This is a genomic window from Ochrobactrum vermis, from assembly GCF_002975205.1.
GTDB classification, from domain to species: domain Bacteria; phylum Pseudomonadota; class Alphaproteobacteria; order Rhizobiales; family Rhizobiaceae; genus Brucella; species Brucella vermis.
In genome coordinates, this window is the sequence record NZ_PCOC01000002.1 from 1,388,849 (window position 1) to 1,405,764 (window position 16,916).

Below are 16,916 nucleotides of genomic sequence, written 5' to 3' on the forward strand. Positions count from 1 at the left end.
TTGCTTAGCATGAATTGAGCCGGAGGAATTTTCCTCCGGCTTTTGCATTTCAGTGGTAAAATATTTCACGAAACCATTGTTCCCTCCCACAAAGCTGGATGTAATGCAGCGGCTTCAAGGAGAGTCGCGCCCAAAGCGACAAGCACCTGGAGCTTCATCAATGCAGGGCCGCAATCATACGGATTGCGCAGCCCGGAGGGGAAGTTGCATGACGACTAAAATTCCGTCACTCACTCAAAATATCTCTAAGGCAGGCCACCCGACGCACGGTCTGGGAAGGAAGCTGTTGCGCGCATCCATTCCGGCCGCGCTGGCATTCACGCTCTTTCTGTCGGCATCACCCAAGGCTGTGGAAGCAGCCACTCCGGCCGATACGCTTGTCATGGCGATGAGCATTGACGACGTCATCTCTCTCGACCCGGCGGAAATCTTCGAGATCACGACGTCTGAGGTGCTGACCAGCACATATGAACGGCTCATCACCACGGATACCAAGGACCCAACCAAGATCATTCCGCAGATTGCCGAAAGCTGGAATTTTTCCGACGATGGGAAGTCGATCACATTCAAGATCCGCAAGGGGCTGAAATTCGCTTCCGGCAATCCACTGACCGCGCAGGACGCAGCCTATTCGTTGCAGCGCGCGATCAAGCTCGACATGAGCCCGGCATTCATTCTGGGCCAGTTCGGCCTCACCCGCGATAATGCCGAGCAGAACATTGTCGCGACCGACGATGAAACGCTTGTATTCACCACCGGAAAGGCGTTTGCGCCGAGCTTCGTCCTGAACTGCCTGACATCCAGCGTCGCGTCGATTGTCGACAGCAAGCTGGTTAAGGAGCATGAGCAGAAGAAGGAAAAGACCAAGGATTTTCCTTACGAAACCGATTTCGGCTACGAATGGCTGAAGAACAATTATGCCGGTTCCGGACCTTTCGCGCTTAAACAATGGCGGGCGAATGAAGTCCTGCTTCTGGAACGCAACGAAAATTATGCCGACGCAAAACCAGCTATGAAGCGTGTTATCTACCGCCACGTGAAGGAAGGCGTTTCGCAGCGCCTGCTTTTGCAGGCGGGCGATATCGACGTCGCACGCAATCTGGAACCCGGCGACATTGAAGAATTGGGCAAGGACCAGAAGTTCCACGTCATCAACGCACCGAAGGGGCGCGTCTATTATCTGGTCGCCAACCAGAACGTTCCTGAACTTGCAAAGCCCGAAGTCCGGCAGGCGCTCAAATATCTGATCGATTACGACACGATTGAATCGAAGCTGATCAACGGGATCGGTCGCACCCACCAGTCCTTCCTGCCGCTCGGCATGTTCGGCGCGGTCGATGACAAACCGTTCAGCTACAACGTCGACAAAGCCAAAGAACTGCTCGCAAAGGCTGGCCTCAAGGATGGCTTCAAGGTGACGCTCGACGTGCGCAACAACCAGCCATTTGTCGGTATCGCGGAAAACATCCAGCAAACCATGGGCAAGGCGGGCATTCAGGTCGAAATCCTGCAGGGCGATGGCAAACTGACGACCACCAAGGTTCGTGCACGCAAACACCAGATGGCGCTTGGCATCTGGGGGCCGGATTATTGGGATCCGCATACCAATGCCGTCACCTTTACCAATAATCCGAACAATGGCGAAGACGTCTCGATGCGCACCAATGCCTGGCAGGCGCATTGGGAAATTCCGGAACTGACAGCCGAAACGATGGCTGCTGCTGAAGAGCGCGACACCGCCAAACGCGAGGCGATGTATCACGATCTTCAAAAGAAGTTCCAGGAAACAAGCCCGTTTGCGATCATCTATCAGCAGATTGAAACGGCTGTGACAGGCTCGAATGTGCACGATTTCAACATGGTGGCCGATGCCAACTATGTTCAGACAGTCACGAAGGACTAGAGCATGTCTCCCGAAAGTGGGAACCGGTTTCGGGATAAAGACATGCGTAAAAACAAACAGTTAGAGAATTTCCGATGATTCAGGCAAAACAGGAAATGCTCTAACTGGATACGAAAAGGCCGGGCAAAGCGCCCGGCCATTTTACTTCCCGTCGTCGAAACTGAACGGCGGCAATTGCTCGAGCGCGGATTTCAGTGCTTCAGACCAGCTTTCCGATACAGTCTGATAATAAGGATCGGTAGCCTCAAACCGTTTGCGGGCACCCGTTTTGAAGCTGTCTGCTTCATAGATCTGCATATCGAGCGGCAATCCCACCGAAAGATTGGCTTTCAGCGTGGAGTCGAAGGAGACAAGCAGCAGCTTCACCGCTTCCTCGAAACTCATTTGCTCCTGATAGGCGCGTACAAGGATGGGTTTGCCGTATTTGTTCTCACCAATCTGGAAGAATGGCGTATCAACCGAACTCTCGATGAAATTGCCCTCGGGATAGATATAGAAAAGGCGCGGCTGCCCGCCCTTGATCTGTCCGCCGAGAATGAATGAAGCGCCGAAAGCATCGGCACTCTGACCGCCTGTGGCGGAGTTCTGGATCACTTCCTTGACGGTATCGCCAACGAGACGTGCAATCTGAAACATCGAAGGCGCATCGAAAACTGACGGATGCCTGTCTGCCGGAGCCTTCATGCGTTCTTCCAGAAGGCTTGCGACGGCTTGCGTGGTCGCGAGGTTTCCAGCCGAAAGCAGAACAATCACGCGCTCACCGGGTTCAGACCAGCTCCGCATCTTCGTAAAGACGGAAATATTGTCGAGCCCGGCATTCGTCCGTGTATCGGACATGAACACAAGGCCACGATCGATTTTCATTCCAACGCAATAGGTCATAAGCAATATCCGGCAGGCAACTCGCTATCCAGAAGGATCACTGCCCTACATTGATGTGAACCGCAAGGCTTTCCATTGTGCCACCCAGACGGACGCCAGAAATCGGCGCAGCATCGCGATAATCGAGCCCGGTTGCAATTCGCACGTAACGGTCGTTCGGGCAAACATTGTTGGCGGCGTCAAAACCGACCCAGCCCAGACCGTCAATATGAGCTTCAGCCCATGCGTGACTTGCGGTCTGCTCTTCCACGCCTTCCATCATCAGATATCCCGATACGTAACGGGCCGGAATGCCGATGAGCCTGGCCGTCGAAAGGAAAATATGCGTGTGATCCTGGCAAACGCCTTTCCCGGTTTCCAATGCACTTTCGGCATCCGTTGAAACGCTCGTTGTTCCAGGCATATAGGCGACGGCCTTGTGTATGGCGTTCATCAGCTCGTGCATCAGGGCAAGCCGTTCCAGTCCGGACGGAAGATCACCCGCCAGAGCCCTGACGCGCTGACCCGGAGTGGTCAGCGGCGTTTCGCGTTCGAAGAGCCAGAGCGGCGCATAACCATAGACAGGCCCCAATACGCCAACCCTGTCTTCCACATCGATGCTGCCACTGGCTGTTATGATGATTTCATTGATATTGCGGGCATGTTGGACCAGATCTGTCTTGTTACCGAAGCCGTCGACATAGGAAACCTCGGGCTCTCCACCTTCGATCTTCAGTTCCCAGTGTTTGACAAGCTGACCCGGCACGGTTGGCGGACGCAGCCGCAACCTTTGCACGGCATAAGGAACCGGATGCTCATAGCGATAATGTGAAACGTGCCGGATGTTGAGCAGCAAGCGAAGACCTCAATAGAAATTATAGGTTTCAGCGATCTCGTTGCCGAGCCGGTTATTGCGGTCGATGAATTCGGTCAGGAATTCATGCAAGCCTACGTCGAAAATCGCGGATATGTCCTGATTTTGCAGGCTTGCATAAATTTTGTCCGCTGTCTCGTGGCAGGCGGCGCGATGGTCGTAATCTTTTGACAGATAATCCAGATGTTCGGCGATGCTGCGATAGCAGTAATTGAGTGAGCGCGGCATACGGCCATTCAGGATCAGATAGTCCGCAACCTGTGCCGGACGGTAATCACCATCATAAACCCAGCGATAGGAGCGGTGTGCGGATACAGAGCGCAGGATCGATTCCCATTGATAATTGTCCAGTGTCGTTCCGACATAGGATATCGCGGGCAGCAGGACATAATATTTCACATCGAGAATACGAGCCGTGTTATCGGCGCGTTCGATAAATGTGCCGAGGCTTGCAAAATCGAAGATTTCATTGCGCAGCATAGTGCCATGAAATGAGCCGCGAATGAGCGCGGTCTCGCGCTTGATCTGATCGAGAAGCTGTGGAAGGTCGCTTTCTTTCAACGGCTTGCACAACGTTTTCTTTAGCGCCATCCATGCTTCATTGATGCTTTCCCACGCTTCACGTGTCAGCGCCGTACGTACCATACGGCCATTGGATCGGGCGGTTTCAAAACATGTCATCACGCTTGACGGGTTATCCGCGTCACGCAGCAGGAAATCCGCGACATTGGCGGCGTTATAGACATCGTATTTTGCGGAGAACCCCTGACTTGCACCTGCAGAAACTGCGACCGAAGACCACTCCTCCGGCGCGTCAGATGTTTTCGTCAATGCCATGCGCAGTCCCGCATCAACGAGGCGTGCCATGTTTTCGGCGCGCTCAATATAGCGGAACATCCAGTAAAGTCCGTTTGCCGTACGGCCAAGAAGCATAAATCATTCCCCTTTCGCGCCCTGATCTTGTCGTCAGTTGCTGCACGTTGATGCAGTTTCAGTCGTCGAGTACCCACGTATCCTTGGTTCCACCGCCCTGGCTGGAGTTCACGACAAGCGATCCCTCCTTCAACGCCACACGCGTGAGCCCGCCGGGCGTTATGCGGATACGGTCGGAAACCAGAACGAAAGGGCGGAGATCGACATGGCGCGGTGCCAGCCCGCTTTCAGTGAAGATGGGTGTCGTTGACAGTGCAAGCGTTGGCTGCGCGATATAATTGCGCGGCCTTGCCTTCAGTTTTTCTGCAAAAGCATCACATTCAGCCTTTGTCGAAGCCGGTCCGACCAGCATTCCGTAGCCACCGGAACCATGCACTTCCTTGACGACAAGCTCGGCCAGATTGTCGAGCACATAAGCCAGGCTGTCCGGCTCGGAACAACGCCATGTCGGCACATTTTCCAGAATGGCTTTGCGGCCCGTGTAAAACTCTATGATTTCCGGCATGTAGGAATAGATCGCCTTATCATCGGCGATGCCGGTTCCGGGCGCATTGGCAATGGTTATGTTTCCGGCTCTATAGACATCCATGATGCCGGGAACACCAAGTGTGGAATCCGGTCTGAAAGTTAGCGGGTCAAGAAACGCATCGTCAACACGCCGATAAAGCACGTCGATGGCGCGGTATCCTTGCGTGGTTCGCATTGCGACACGCCCATCGACGACGCGCAGGTCGCTTCCCTCCACCAGTTCGACACCCATCTGGTCGGCAAGGAATGCATGTTCGAAATAGGCTGAATTATAGATGCCGGGCGTCAGCACCGCGACGGTTGGCACATCCTGCGTGCCCGGAGGCGCAACGCTTGCCAGCGACTGGCGCAGCAACTGCGGGTAATTCTCGACCGGACGGACCTTGACGTTCTGAAACAGCTCGGGAAAGAGCTGCATCATCGTCTCGCGGTTTTCCAGCATATAGGAAACACCGGATGGCGTGCGCGCATTATCTTCCAGCACATAGAACTGGTTTTCGGCGGTTCGCACGATATCGACGCCGATAATATGGGTGTAGACGTTGCCCGGAGGACGAAAACCGATCATTTCCGGCAAGAAGGCTTCATTCCTGAAAATCAGCTCTTTCGGAATGCGCCCTGCCCGGACGATTTCCTGACGATGATAAATATCGTCAAGAAAGGCATTGAGCGCCATGACGCGCTGTTCTATGCCCTGCGACAGACGCCGCCATTCCTGACCTGAAATGATACGCGGGATAATGTCGAAGGGAATGAGGCGCTCGCCCGCTTCCTGATCGCCATAGACGGCAAAGGTTATGCCCGTCTTGCGGAACACGCTTTCGGCGTCATCGCTTTTCTGTAGAAGTTTGTGCGGATCCTGCTGGTCGAGCCACTGCTTGAGAAATTCGTAAGGCTGGCGGACATTCCCGCCATGGTTGAGCATCTCGTCGAATGGCTTCACTTAATTCCCCTTTTTTCCCTATTATTCAGTCCGGACTCAGGGAAAAGCAAGTATGGAAATTATGCAAAAGCGCAAAGCTGGGTTGCGCAGTTTCGTCGTGACAGATGATCTCGGACGCGCTCTAATGCGCCCGCCGGTGCAATTTCAGTGACAGTTCAGCCAGGTCGATGGGCTTTCACGACCGCAGGGTCGGTATCGATGCGTCCTGCTCCGATCAGGTCGAGGCAATAAGGCACTGCTGGAAAAATAGCCTGCAAGGTCATGGCAATCGAAGCCGGTTTGCCGGGAAGATTGAGAATGAAGCTCTTGCCGCGACTGCCTGCCGTCTGGCGTGACAGAATGGCGGTTGGGGTCTGTTCAAGACTGACGCGACGCATCAGCTCACCGAAACCGGGCAACTCCTTGTGCAGGACGGCCTGCATGGCTTCCGGTGTTTCATCACGCGGGCTCGGCCCTGTGCCACCCGTCGTCAGGATAAGATCGCAGGCCTCGTTGTCGCAAAGGTCGATTAGCGTATCGCGTACCGATTCCATACCATCGGGAATGACGCGCCGGATTGTTTCATAAGGTGTGATGACGGCAGTTTTCAGCCATGCTTCCATGGCTGGACCGCTCAGGTCTTCGTATTCGCCGCGACTTGCACGGTCGGAAACAGTCACGAAGCCGATCTTTACCATCATATCCTCATACTAGAGCGCATCCCAAGAAGTGCGAAGCGGTTTTTGGATAAGATGCGCGTTAAAACAAATAGATAGAGCATTTCGAATGATTCGATATAGACCAGAAATGCTCTAATGCTTGGCTCTTAACCAATGTCTGGCGATCTTATAGGCGCTCACCGGTTTGATGTGAAGGTTGTATACTGCAAATGAGAACACCGCCCGTAGGCGGCGTCCGTTTATTGCAAAGATCGAAAATTATGGTGTCACGTCGAAGCCGAACCACTTTTCCGACAAACGCTTGATCGTGCCGTCAGCTTTTGCCGCTCTGATGGCTTCATTGAACCTCTTTCTCAGTTCAGGTTCATCTTTACGCAAACCTACCGCAACCCCGCGACCAAGAATACCACCCTTATAAAAAGGCCCGGTTATCACTGTATTCTCGTAGCCAGGCATATCTTTATTCGTAAGCACGTATGCTTGCGAATTAACAAGCATATCGATGCGTCCTGTTCTTAAATCAAGATCAGCCTCATCACTGAATTTATATTCACGGGTGGTAATTTTGTTACCGAAATACTCATTAACAAGTGATTGCGCGATTGACCCGACGACGACACCTACTGTGGCACCTTCGATTGCGGTTCCAACATCGTTCACTGTTTTGGATGTAATCGCTGGATCTTGCGAGAGATGGAGGGTTTCGCCAGTGTGAGGAAGATTATTATACTTACTTCCCTGCAATGCAGCAAAAACCTGTGGCGTAAGACTATATGAAATGGAAAAATCTATAATCTTTTCTCTTGCCTTCGTTGCAGTCAGCGCTCCCATGATAGCGTCGAATTTACCTACGGTCAGACCCGGAATTACGCCGTCGAATGGCTGAGAGACAAATGTGCACTCAACTTTCATATGTTGGCACAAGTATTTTCCAAGCTCGATTTCATAGCCATCCAGTGTGCCATCGGGCCGCGTTAAATTGTAAGGACGAAGATACCCTTCAGTTGCTATAGTCAATCCTTTTTGATTGCTATCCAAGGCATAAGATTTTTCTTGAAGCGCGCAAAAATAGATCATTGCAGGCAACAATAATGCATAAATAAATCTCAATGCACACCTGTGAATGATAAGTAAATAACGTAATATTATTCTTTATTGAATCGATTTCAAATCCAACTCTTAGCCCGCATAGAAGTACAAAATAAAACGCCGCCCGTAGGCGGCGTCCTGCATGTTGCAAAGATCTAAAATTACGGCGTAACGTCGAAGCCGAACCACTTTTCCGACAGGCGCTTGATCGTGCCGTCAGCCTTTGCAGCTTCGATGGCTTCATCGAACATCTTCTTCAGTTCGGTATCGTCCTTGCGCAGGCCGACAGCAACGCCACGGCCCAGAATACCGCCCTTGAAGAACGGACCGGTCATGACAATGTCTTCATTGCCCGGCTTCTTGGCAGCGTCCGTGAGGTAAGCGAGCGAAGCAACGATCAGATCAACGCGTCCGGCCTTCAGGTCCAGATCGTGCTGTTCCGTGGTCTTGTATTCACGGATTTCGATATTGTCCTTGAAGTATTTGTCGAGGAGCGTCAGGCCAAGCGAAGCGGTCTGGACGCCAACGGTACGACCCTTGATTTCAGCCGATACTTCGTCGATCGCCTTCTGTGCGGCCGCTTCATCCTTGGCGAGATAGAGGGTCTCGCCGGTGTGCGGCAGCTTGGCGTAAGGGCTGTCCTTCAGCGTTGCGAAGGTCTGCGGCGTCAGGCCGTAGGAAATCGAGAAGCTGATGGTTTCTTCACGCTTCGGCGTTGCGGTGAGGCCTGCCATGATCGCATCGAACTTGCCGGCGTTGAGTGCCGGAATGATGCTGTCGAAAGGCTGGGCGACCATCGTGCACTCAACCTTCATGCGAGCGCAAAGGTCCTTGTAGAGGTCGACTTCATAGCCATCCAGCGAGCCATCGGGCTTGGTGAAGTTGTAAGGACGGAAAGCACCTTCCGTGGCGATGGTGATCTTCGTCCACTTCTTTTCCTCGGCATGGGCCGAGATGCTCGTCAGAGCAAGAGCGGAAATGAACACGGCTTTGAAAAGTCCGATAGTCTTCATTGCAGTTATCCTGTTGCGGTTATTTCTGTCCGACTTTCGCCGGAACACAGAATTTCTATGTTTAGGCAGCGTTCTCGTGGCTGATGAACTTGCGGAAACGTTCTGACTTCGAATTGCCGAACACGTCTTCCGGCGCACCGTCTTCTTCCACCAGTCCCTGATGGAAAAACACCACACGATTGGAGACATCGCGCGCAAAGCCCATTTCATGGGTCACGACCAGCATGGTGCGGCCTTCCTCTGCCAGGCCGCGCATAACGCGCAGCACTTCACCGACCAGCTCCGGATCGAGCGCTGAGGTCGGCTCGTCGAAAAGCATGACCTTCGGCTTCATTGCCAGCCCGCGGGCAATTGCAGCGCGCTGCTGCTGTCCGCCCGAGAGGTGGGCCGGATAGAAATCACGCTTGTCGGCAATACCGACCTTCGCCAGCAAGGCTTCTGCCTCGGCGATGCATTCTGCACGCGGGCGTCCCTGCACATAGATCGGTGCCTCGATGACGTTTTCCAGAATGGTCTTGTGTGACCACAGATTAAAGCTCTGGAACACCATGCCCAGTTCCGAACGAATGCGCGAAACCTGCTTCTTGTCCGTCGGGTAGGCTTCACCCTTCGAATTCTTCGCCATGCGGATGGTTTCACCAGAAACCGTCACAGTGCCCGACGTGGGAGTTTCGAGAAGATTGATGCAGCGCAGGAAGGTCGACTTGCCTGAGCCGGACGAACCGAGGATCGAAATGACCTCGCCCTCACGTGCCTCAAGCGAAATGCCCTTCAGCACTTCATTCGCACCGAAGCTCTTGCGCAGGTTTTCGACTTTCAGCGCCACCGGTGCATTGGAGGAAACGATTTTGCTCACGATGTTTGTCCTTCGGAGGAAAGCTTGACGACAGGCTGGCGCAGATAAGGGGTCAGTTTATATTCTGCGAACATAAGCGCACGCGTCAGAACGAAATTGATGGCAAGGTAGATCGCACCGGCGATCACGAAGATTTCTATAGCCCGGTAGCTTTCGGCGATCAGCTTTGCCGCGATGCCGGTCACTTCCATGAGCGTGATGATCGATGCGAGCGAGGTTGCCTTGATCATCGATATCATCTCATTGCCGTAACCAGGCAGCGCCTGACGGATCGCAAGCGGCATGACGATGCGGCGGAAGCAGGTGAATGATGACATGCCACAGGCTTTTGCAGCTTCGATCTGGCCATGCGGAACGGACAGCAGGCCACCGCGGATGATCTCACTCGCATAAGCGGCGTTGTTCAATGTCAGCGCAATGATCGCACACCAGTAAGGCTCGCGTAAAACCGGCCACAGGAACGAGTAGCGGATGGCCGGAAACTGGCTAAGACCGTAATAGATGATGAATATCTGCACCAGAAGCGGTGTTCCACGGAACACAAAGACGTAAAGGCGGGCAATCCAGTCCAGCACCTTGATGCCCGAAAGGCGCATCATGGCGAAAAGCAGGGCTAAAATGGCACCGAACACGATGGAGCTTACCGCAAGCTTCAGGGTCAGCGGTACGCCGCCCAGCATCTGGAAGAATGCATCGGAATAGAATTCAAGGTTCATTTTGCCCTCCGGACACCGCGCGAGAAGTGGCGCTCGGCCATCTGCAGAAGCCCGCCGGAAACCGACGAAATGAGCAGATAGAGCGCACCGGCAATGAGGAAGAAGTTGAAAGGCAGACCAGTCGAACCGGCGCCGATCTGTGCTTGACGCAGAAGCTCAACAACACCGGCAACGGACACCAAAGCGGATTCCTTGAGCGAGACCTGCCAGACATTGCCGAGCCCCGGCAACGCATGTCGCAGCGCGAGCGGCGCGATAATGCGACGGAACTTCAGCATCTGGCCCATGCCGCAGGCGGTGGCAGCTTCGATTTCACCTTTGGAGACAGCCCGAAATGCGCCCCGGAACACTTCCGTATGGTGCGCACCACAGGAAATGGCGATTGCCAGAACGCCTGCAAGAAAGCCGGGAAAACCAATAAAGCCTTCTGCACCGAAATATTTACCGAGGGCCGTGACCGCAGCACTGCCACCGAAATAGAACAGATAGATGACGAGAAGGTCCGGAATACCACGAATGATCGTGGTGTAGCCGTCGGCCACAGCGCGAAGCGTACGCCCGCCGGAAATCTTCGCCCAGGCGGCGAAAACGCCGATGGCTGCGCCAAGAAGGAAGCCGAGAACCGCGAGCGCCACGCTCACGAGGGCACCCATCATCAGCACATAGCCCCAGCCGTCCGGCCCGAAGCTCAAAATATCGAGAAAGCCCATCTGCTTCATGATGCGTCAGGCCCTGTTGGAATTGGGGGATTGAATGTCATTTCAATTTTCGAAATCTGCTTGTCCGGCCACATCATTTTGCGGTTTCGGGCAGAGCGGGTTGAACGCTATCCGGAATGGGATTGACGAAAACGGTTCCGTTGAGCCGTTTTTCATGATCCTGCTTTGCTTTCTCGATCTGTGCCGGGTCACGGAACAATTCGATGGCTGTGCTGCCCATGATTTTGGCAGCATGGGCCATGCCCTTATGCGCTGCTGGCAGCTTACCCTGCGCCACCATCTGCCACGAATGAAGCGGCGTGCCGATTGCGCAGGTCGCGCCGCGCATCTGCACGGTGGGAACAACCCAGCTCACGCTTCCGACGTCAGTGGAACCGACAAGGGTGTTATCGCCTTTATAGGGCGTATAGATGTCTTCGCAAAGTGCCAGACCCGCTTTGGGCTCAACGCCGAAGCGGCGGAAGGCATCCGAAATGTCTTCTTTGGAGAGCGTCTTCTGAAAACGGCTCGCGGTTTCGCGATCCTGCTCGTCAAAGTCTGGAGGTCCAAGCCGTTCGAGCTGTAGCTGCATCATCTGTTCCAGCGGCGTGTTGCCGATCAGATCGGCATCACCGCTGACGATTTCGCTGCGGACCGACGTTTCCGTCATCAGCGCGGCACCTTCAGCGATCTTCTTGACGCGCTCCAGAAGTGTCTGCATTTCCGGCAGGCTGCGGGCACGGACGAGATAACGCACAGTTGCCTTGGCCTGAACGACATTGGGGGCAAAACCACCTGTATCGGTCACGGCGTAATGAATGCGCGCCGTGGACGGCATATGCTCGCGCATGTAGTTCACGCCCACATTCATCAGTTCGACCGCGTCCAGCGCACTCCGCCCCAGATGCGGCGCCGATGAAGCGTGAGCCGCGCGGCCGCTGAAGTGGAAGTTGATTTCGTTGCAGGCCAGCGAAACTGGATCGTTCACGCCCGCAAATGGTGCGGGATGCCAACAAAAGGCAATATCCACGTCGTCGAACAGCCCTTCGCGGACCATGAAACCCTTGGCCGAACCGCCTTCTTCCGCCGGACAGCCATAATAGCGCACGCGGCCCTTGATGCCCTGTGCGGCAAGATAGTCCTTCACCGCTGCAGCGGCGAGCAAAGCCCCTGAGCCCAACAGGTTATGGCCGCAGCCGTGTCCGTGGCCGCCTGCTTCGATGGGCTGTTCTTCATCCAGTCCCGATATCTGGCTCAGGCCCGGCAAGGCATCGAATTCACCGAGAATGGCGATGACCGGCCCTTCGTCGCCGAATTCACCCATCACTGCCGTCGGCAGACCCGCAATACCACGCTCGACGCGAAACCCTTCGGCTTCCAGCATCGCTGCATGGGCATCGCACGATTTGTATTCTTCATAATTTGTTTCAGGATTATCCCAAACCGTATCGCTCAGTTCGAAATATGCGGCGCTCTTGGCGTCGACGATATCCCAGATATCGTGATGGTTTTTCAACTCGGCTCCATCGCTCATTTCACCGTCGCCATGCAAAATGGCGCCGGGCATCAGGACATTCCGGCAAAGGAGATGCCGAAACCTTCCTTAGGCTGCATTTTTTGATGATGCTGATAGAACCCGGGCCCTGCTCTAGCAAGGGCAGATCGGAGAGTTGACGCAGAATTACTGACTTCCGGGCAATTTTATGCCCTCAATCCGCAAATTTACTCAATTCTTCCGATTGAAGTCGGCTGTTGGCCTCCCACGCGCCTCAATATTCCTCGCACCTGTACCCAGCAGTACCCGAGACGAATGGCGGGGAGTAGCCGTGATATTGGTCAAAATTATCGCATGTTTTTGCAATATGAGAGGTCCCTCCTGACAAATTGCCAACAAGATAGCTGAAACGACGTAATCACCGCTCATATTCTGCTGCCAGATATTCACCTCATCCATTGATTCAACGCCCAAGCTTCTTGACGCGAGACTGAAACCACTATCATCGTCAGTCATGCGTATCCTGCTCGTCGAAGACAATCTCACCCTCGCAAACTGGCTGGCAAAAAGCCTGCAACAGTCGAACTATAGCGTCGATACGGTGCACGACGCGGCTGACGCGGAACAGGCGCTGGCCTTCACCGAATACGATCTCGTGATCCTTGATCTCGGCTTGCCTGACAAGACGGGACTTGACGTGCTGGAGCACGTCCGCGGCAGAGGCAACGAGGTTCCCGTCATCATTCTGACGGCCAATGCGAGCCTTGACGGACGTATTCGCGGTCTCGACGCCGGTGCTGACGATTATCTGCCAAAACCTTTCGAACTCAGCGAACTCGAAGCACGCATTCGCGCTCACCTTCGCAGGTCAAGCCAGCGGACTGCGCCAGTCGTAACCTGTGGCCTGTTGCGTTTTGATACCAACACGCGGCTATTCTCTCTCGGAAGTGATCCGCTGGCACTTGCACCGAAAGAACATGCGGTTCTGGAGCAGCTTCTGCGGCGTATCGGAACCACGGTCAGCAAAACAACGCTTGTTCAGGGTATCTACAATTTCGACAGCGAGACCGATGAAAATGCCATTGAGATCTACATTCATCGCCTGCGTAAAAAACTGGAAGGCACCAAGGCTGAAATCGTAACCTTGCGTGGCCTTGGCTATCTGCTGCGCGAAGCGAATTGAGATGAAACGGTTGTTCCCTCGCCTTTCCCAGAGTCTGCGCGCCCAACTCGTTTCGTGGATCGTGATCCCGCTGATTGTCGTAGCGGGCATCAATCTGTGGACCGCGTGGCGTGCGTCGGAAAACATGGCCGGCATCGTGTCCGACCGCATGCTGACGGCATCAGCACGCGCCATCGGTGAGGCCACTGCCGCCTCGCATGACGCTATTGATGCTGTCATTCCGCCGGTCGCGCTGGAGATGTTTTCCACGGGATACGGCGACCGGGTCTATTATCGTGTCGAGACCTCGGATGGGCGTTTACTGGCAGGGTTTCCCGATTTGCCGAAACCAGATGAAATCGCAAACTACGACCCATTTCACTATGAGGGCATCTATCGCGACCATCCCTTGCGTCTGGTCGTCCTGCGCCACCCCGTCGCAGCACCGCCTAATCTGCCGCAGGCCGTCGATGTGGTCGTGGGCGTCACCCTTGCGGGATATACCGCCATGCAGCGGGAACTATGGTTGAACTCCGTGCTGGAGCAATCGCTGCTCATCATTGTCGCCGGAGCCCTTTCGCTGTTGGGCCTGCGCTTCGTGTTGCGCCCGCTGATCCGCCTTCGCAACGAAGTCCGCAATCGGACATCCGAGCTGGAACCGTTCGATCCGCAGACAGTCCAGACCGAACTCCGACCGCTGGTCACGGCGCTCAACCAATATATGGAACGCGTGCGCAAGCAGATGTCGGCGCAACACCGTTTCATCCAGAATGCTGCGCATCAGTTGCGCACCCCACTTGCGACGCTATCGACACAGGCCAGTTTTGCGGAACGGGCAACCAGTGAAAGTGACCGCAGGGATGTTTTGGCAGGCATCAAGAACACGGCCATGCAACTGTCGAGACTGGCAGGACAGTTGCTGACGCTTTCGCGCGCCGAACCGGGCAGCAGGCGCCCGCGCGCCGACCGCGTAGACCTCGCGGAAGCAGGACAGCAAATTCTGGAAAGCCTCGCGGGTAAGGCGTTTGATCGCAAGATTGATCTCGGATTCGAGCTTAAGGCAGCCAAACCGGTCATTTCCGGCGATGGCACTATGCTGCGCGAGATGATTGTCAATCTGGTCGACAATGCCCTTACCTATACGCCTGAAGGCGGCACAGTGACGCTCATGGTCGACCAGGATGGGCGGAAAATCAACATACGGGTAGAGGACAACGGACCCGGCATTCCGGCCAGCGAATATGAACACGTTTTCGAACGTTTCTATCGTGTTCCGGGCACAGTCGCGGAAGGAAGCGGGCTAGGCCTCGCCATAGTACGCGAAGTTACTGATGCCGCTGGCGGCCATGTGGAGCTTTCCAAAACGAAAGGCGGCGGACTTACGGTGACTGTCACCCTGCCCGCCGCCTGACGCATTCGACCTATCCGGCTATCAGCTTCCCTGTTCGGACAGCGCCTGCGGACGCCATTTGACCAGATGGTTTTCGACCAGTGTGATGATGTATTCCACGACGAGTGCCAGAACCGCCAGAATGACCATGGCAGCAAAGACGCCGTTGGCATTGAACGTACCCTGTGCGGTCGAGATCATCAGGCCGACGCCCTTTTTAGCGCCGAGAAATTCACCGACAACGGCACCGACGAGCGCAAAGCCGAAGCTGACGTGAAGGCTTGCCAGAATCCAGCTCATGGCCGATGGCACAATGACGGTGCGTGTGATCTGTGAACGTGATGCACCCAGGATCTGCGCATTGGCGATCAGCGCACGATCAGCCTCACGCACGCCCTGAAACGCGTTTGCGAATACCACAAAGAACACCATGACGACGGCCAGAGCCACCTTGGATGCCATGCCGAGGCCAAGCGCAATGATGAAGATCGAACCCAGCACGACGCGCGGGATGGAATTGGCGATCTTGATATAGATCGAGAACACATCGGCGAGGAACTTGTTGCGGCCAAGCAGGATACCGCAGATAACGCCGCCCACCGCACCGATAAGGAAGCCGAGCGCGGTTTCTTCAAGTGTTACGATAATCTGTTCCGAAAGCGGCCCCTGTGATGTGCCTTCCGTGATCCAGATCCATATCTGGTCGGCAATACCCGAAGGGCTTGCAAAGAAGAATGGATCGATCAGACCGGTCCGCGCGCCGAGTTCCCAACCGCCCAGAACGGCGACAAGAATGGCAAGACGCACGAGGATAACCACGGCGCGGCGGCGGCGCATATCGGCACGAAACTTCGCTTCGGTGCGGGCAAGTTCGTCGGTACTTGCATTGGGCTGCAAGTTTGCGGATGCGGAGAGAGCTTGTGTTGTCATGTCATTGTCTCCGTTTAATTTCCCGTCGCCAGAGCGCGCTTCTGGCCAATCTGCACTTCCTCACGCAAGTCGTCCCAGATCACCTTGGCTATATCGACGAACTGGCTGTCGTAGCGGATGTCTTCCATGACGCGCGGGCGCGGGATGTCGATGTCGTAGACGCTCTTGACTGTGGCTGGACCTGCGGTCAGCACATAAACCTTGTCGGCAAGCGCGATAGCTTCTTCGAGGTCGTGCGTAACGAAAATGACGGACGCGCCGGATTGCTGCCAGAGATCGAGCAATTCGCCCTGCATCAGCGTTCGTGTCTGCACATCAAGCGCGCTGAACGGTTCGTCCATAAGCAGGATTTTCGGCTCGTTGATGAAGGTCTGCGCCAGCGCCACGCGTTTGCGCATACCGCCCGAAAGCTGGTGCGGATAATGCTTTTCAAAACGGGCTAGGCCGACACGGGCGATCCAGCTGCGCGATTTCTCATAGGCTTCTTCCTTGCCCATGCCGCGATAGCGCGGACCGGCACTCACATTGTCGATGACATTCAGCCATGGAAAAAGAGCATCGGCCTGAAACACGAAACCGATATCGGGGCTGATGCCTTCGATGGGCTTGCCCATCAGACGAACTTCGCCGGCACTCGGCTTGGCGAGACCAGTTACGAGATTAAGTGTCGTCGATTTACCGCAGCCGGTTGGGCCGACGACACAGGCAAACTCGCCTTGCGCGACATTCATCGTGAAATCACGCAATGCAGTCATCATCTTGCCGTCGGGGGTGACGAAACGGCGGGTCACATTATTGAGCGCGATTGCAGGCACGCTATTGCCGGCTTTCTCACGCGCAATGGTTCTGGGGGCTTCCATCAGCAT

The 16,916-nt window shown here is 54.9% G+C and carries 17 protein-coding genes; 3 read left to right on the forward strand and 14 right to left on the reverse strand.

All coding sequences use genetic code 11. The features are described 5' to 3' along the window. Nucleotides 1–208: 208 nt before the first annotated feature. The gene (locus CQZ93_RS20805; protein WP_105544448.1) at nucleotides 209–1,903 is read left to right on the forward strand and encodes an ABC transporter substrate-binding protein; all 1,695 of its coding nucleotides are present in this window, start codon (nucleotides 209–211) and stop codon (nucleotides 1,901–1,903) included. A gap of 141 nt (nucleotides 1,904–2,044) precedes the next feature. On the opposite strand, the gene CQZ93_RS20810 is transcribed toward CQZ93_RS20805, so the two are convergent. The 12 genes from CQZ93_RS20810 to CQZ93_RS20865 all read right to left on the reverse strand — a co-directional run bounded on the left by CQZ93_RS20810 (nucleotide 2,045) and on the right by CQZ93_RS20865 (nucleotide 13,084). Beyond that, nucleotides 2,045–2,785 (reverse strand): proteasome-type protease, encoded by a 741-nt coding sequence (locus CQZ93_RS20810; protein WP_105544449.1) that lies wholly within the window; start codon nucleotides 2,783–2,785, stop codon nucleotides 2,045–2,047. 37 nt (nucleotides 2,786–2,822) lie between these two features. Then, the gene (locus CQZ93_RS20815; protein ID WP_105544450.1) at nucleotides 2,823–3,620 is read right to left on the reverse strand and encodes a transglutaminase family protein; all 798 of its coding nucleotides are present in this window, start codon (nucleotides 3,618–3,620) and stop codon (nucleotides 2,823–2,825) included. Between the two features lie 9 nt (nucleotides 3,621–3,629). Further along, nucleotides 3,630–4,571, reverse strand: a complete 942-nt coding sequence (locus CQZ93_RS20820) for an alpha-E domain-containing protein (RefSeq protein ID WP_105544451.1) — start codon at nucleotides 4,569–4,571, stop codon at nucleotides 3,630–3,632. 58 nt (nucleotides 4,572–4,629) lie between these two features. Continuing rightward, nucleotides 4,630–6,042, reverse strand: coding sequence for a circularly permuted type 2 ATP-grasp protein (locus tag CQZ93_RS20825; protein WP_105544452.1), 1,413 nt, complete (start codon nucleotides 6,040–6,042; stop codon nucleotides 4,630–4,632). Nucleotides 6,043–6,197: 155 nt separating this feature from the next. Further along, nucleotides 6,198–6,719, reverse strand: coding sequence for a molybdopterin adenylyltransferase (gene mog, locus CQZ93_RS20830; protein WP_105544453.1), 522 nt, complete (start codon nucleotides 6,717–6,719; stop codon nucleotides 6,198–6,200). 240 nt (nucleotides 6,720–6,959) lie between these two features. Further along, a complete protein-coding gene (locus CQZ93_RS20835; RefSeq protein ID WP_286154232.1) occupies nucleotides 6,960–7,811 on the reverse strand; it encodes a transporter substrate-binding domain-containing protein in 852 nt (283 codons plus the stop codon). Nucleotides 7,812–7,951: 140 nt separating this feature from the next. Next, entirely contained in the window at nucleotides 7,952–8,803 is an 852-nt protein-coding gene (locus tag CQZ93_RS20840; RefSeq protein WP_105544455.1) for a transporter substrate-binding domain-containing protein, read from the reverse strand. 61 nt (nucleotides 8,804–8,864) lie between these two features. Then, complete coding sequence (locus CQZ93_RS20845; RefSeq protein WP_105544456.1) at nucleotides 8,865–9,659, reverse strand: ABC transporter ATP-binding protein; 795 nt, start codon at nucleotides 9,657–9,659, stop codon at nucleotides 8,865–8,867. Continuing rightward, complete coding sequence (locus CQZ93_RS20850; RefSeq protein WP_105544457.1) at nucleotides 9,656–10,375, reverse strand: ABC transporter permease; 720 nt, start codon at nucleotides 10,373–10,375, stop codon at nucleotides 9,656–9,658. Before CQZ93_RS20850 ends, CQZ93_RS20845 begins: the two co-directional genes overlap by 4 nt. Further along, entirely contained in the window at nucleotides 10,372–11,094 is a 723-nt protein-coding gene (locus CQZ93_RS20855; RefSeq protein WP_105544458.1) for an ABC transporter permease, read from the reverse strand. Before CQZ93_RS20855 ends, CQZ93_RS20850 begins: the two co-directional genes overlap by 4 nt. Before the next feature lie 73 nt (nucleotides 11,095–11,167). Next, on the reverse strand, nucleotides 11,168–12,640 hold the full coding sequence (locus CQZ93_RS20860; protein WP_105544459.1) for a M20 family metallopeptidase: 1,473 nt from the start codon (nucleotides 12,638–12,640) through the stop codon (nucleotides 11,168–11,170). A gap of 159 nt (nucleotides 12,641–12,799) precedes the next feature. Continuing rightward, entirely contained in the window at nucleotides 12,800–13,084 is a 285-nt protein-coding gene (locus tag CQZ93_RS20865; protein ID WP_105544460.1) for a hypothetical protein, read from the reverse strand. Here CQZ93_RS20865 and CQZ93_RS20870 point away from each other — a divergent pair. Both CQZ93_RS20870 and CQZ93_RS20875 read left to right on the forward strand, forming a co-directional pair. After that, nucleotides 13,083–13,751 carry a response regulator gene (locus tag CQZ93_RS20870; RefSeq protein ID WP_105544461.1) on the forward strand — a complete coding sequence of 223 codons (669 nt, stop codon included), beginning with the start codon at nucleotides 13,083–13,085 and terminating at the stop codon, nucleotides 13,749–13,751. The two genes, CQZ93_RS20865 and CQZ93_RS20870, sit on opposite strands and share 2 nt — an antisense overlap. Before the next feature lies 1 nt (nucleotide 13,752). Beyond that, nucleotides 13,753–15,141 (forward strand): sensor histidine kinase, encoded by a 1,389-nt coding sequence (locus CQZ93_RS20875; RefSeq protein ID WP_105544462.1) that lies wholly within the window; start codon nucleotides 13,753–13,755, stop codon nucleotides 15,139–15,141. Between the two features lie 21 nt (nucleotides 15,142–15,162). On the opposite strand, the gene CQZ93_RS20880 is transcribed toward CQZ93_RS20875, so the two are convergent. After that, nucleotides 15,163–16,050 carry an ABC transporter permease gene (locus tag CQZ93_RS20880; protein WP_105544463.1) on the reverse strand — a complete coding sequence of 296 codons (888 nt, stop codon included), beginning with the start codon at nucleotides 16,048–16,050 and terminating at the stop codon, nucleotides 15,163–15,165. 14 nt (nucleotides 16,051–16,064) lie between these two features. Next, nucleotides 16,065–16,916: an ABC transporter ATP-binding protein gene (locus tag CQZ93_RS20885; protein WP_181153443.1), complete on the reverse strand. Its 852-nt coding sequence runs from the start codon at nucleotides 16,914–16,916 to the stop codon at nucleotides 16,065–16,067.

Bases quoted from the DNA above. Each gene is read 5' to 3' on its own strand.
- CQZ93_RS20810 (WP_105544449.1), bottom strand. From the start codon at position 2,785: ATGACCTATTGCGTTGGAATGAAAATCGATCGTGGCCTTGTGTTCATG.
- CQZ93_RS20855 (WP_105544458.1), bottom strand. From the start codon at position 11,094: ATGAAGCAGATGGGCTTTCTCGATATTTTGAGCTTCGGGCCGGACGGC.
- CQZ93_RS20840 (WP_105544455.1), bottom strand. From the start codon at position 8,803: ATGAAGACTATCGGACTTTTCAAAGCCGTGTTCATTTCCGCTCTTGCT.
- CQZ93_RS20820 (WP_105544451.1), bottom strand. From the start codon at position 4,571: ATGCTTCTTGGCCGTACGGCAAACGGACTTTACTGGATGTTCCGCTAT.
- CQZ93_RS20880 (WP_105544463.1), bottom strand. From the start codon at position 16,050: ATGACAACACAAGCTCTCTCCGCATCCGCAAACTTGCAGCCCAATGCA.
- CQZ93_RS20875 (WP_105544462.1), top strand. From the start codon at position 13,753: ATGAAACGGTTGTTCCCTCGCCTTTCCCAGAGTCTGCGCGCCCAACTC.
- CQZ93_RS20865 (WP_105544460.1), bottom strand. From the start codon at position 13,084: ATGACTGACGATGATAGTGGTTTCAGTCTCGCGTCAAGAAGCTTGGGC.
- mog (WP_105544453.1), bottom strand. From the start codon at position 6,719: ATGGTAAAGATCGGCTTCGTGACTGTTTCCGACCGTGCAAGTCGCGGC.
- CQZ93_RS20850 (WP_105544457.1), bottom strand. From the start codon at position 10,375: ATGAACCTTGAATTCTATTCCGATGCATTCTTCCAGATGCTGGGCGGC.
- CQZ93_RS20870 (WP_105544461.1), top strand. From the start codon at position 13,083: ATGCGTATCCTGCTCGTCGAAGACAATCTCACCCTCGCAAACTGGCTG.
- CQZ93_RS20860 (WP_105544459.1), bottom strand. From the start codon at position 12,640: ATGCCCGGCGCCATTTTGCATGGCGACGGTGAAATGAGCGATGGAGCC.
- CQZ93_RS20805 (WP_105544448.1), top strand. From the start codon at position 209: ATGACGACTAAAATTCCGTCACTCACTCAAAATATCTCTAAGGCAGGC.
- CQZ93_RS20885 (WP_181153443.1), bottom strand. From the start codon at position 16,916: ATGCTGATGGAAGCCCCCAGAACCATTGCGCGTGAGAAAGCCGGCAAT.